The following is a 707-nucleotide window of genomic DNA, read 5'->3' as shown; positions in this document are numbered from 1 at the left end:
CTTGTGACCTACCCAGATGGTTCACAAGATAAGGTTCCTGTGACAGTTAAGGTTGTAGAAACCCCAAGCCAAGCAGACAGTAATGAACCAAGTCCAGCTGATCAAACCGTTAAGGTTGGTGAAACTCCATCAGCTGAGAAGTCCATCTCTAACCTAAGTGACCTTCCAACAGGTACTACGGTAGTGTTTGAAAGTCCAGTAGACACAAGCACAGCAGGAGATAAACCAGCGACAGTCCTTGTGACTTACCCAGATGGTTCGCAAGATAAGGTTTCTGTAACGGTTAAGGTTGTTGAAAACCCAACCCAAGCAGACAGGAACGAACCAAGTCCAGTTGACCAGACTGTTAAAGTTGGTGATCCAGTCGATCCATCTAAATCCATCTCTAATCTCGGAGATCTTCCAGTAGGTAGCAAGGTTGAGTTTGAAAGTCCAGTAGACACAAGCACAGCCGGTGATAAACCAGCGAAAGTTCTTGTAACCTACCCAGATGGTTCCCAAGACAAGGTTTCTGTAATGGTTAAGGTTGTTGAAAACCCAAGCCAAGCAGACAGGAACGAACCAAGTCCAGTTGACCAGACTGTTAAAGTTGGTGATCCAGTCGATCCATCTAAATCCATCTCTAACCTTGGAGATCTTCCAGTAGGTAGCAAGGTTGAGTTTGAAAGTCCAGTAGACACAAGCACAGCCGGTGATAAACCAGCGAA

At 45.7% G+C, this 707-nt stretch carries 1 protein-coding gene; it reads left to right on the top strand.

The features are described from left to right. Positions 1–707: Rib/alpha-like domain-containing protein (locus E5983_RS09320; protein WP_269148543.1), on the top strand; the 707-nt coding region annotated here is incomplete at both ends.

The sequence above is a fragment of the Streptococcus danieliae genome (genome assembly GCF_009767945.1).
GTDB lineage: Bacteria > Bacillota > Bacilli > Lactobacillales > Streptococcaceae > Streptococcus > Streptococcus danieliae.
This window is presented reverse-complemented; position numbering and strand designations above follow the sequence as displayed.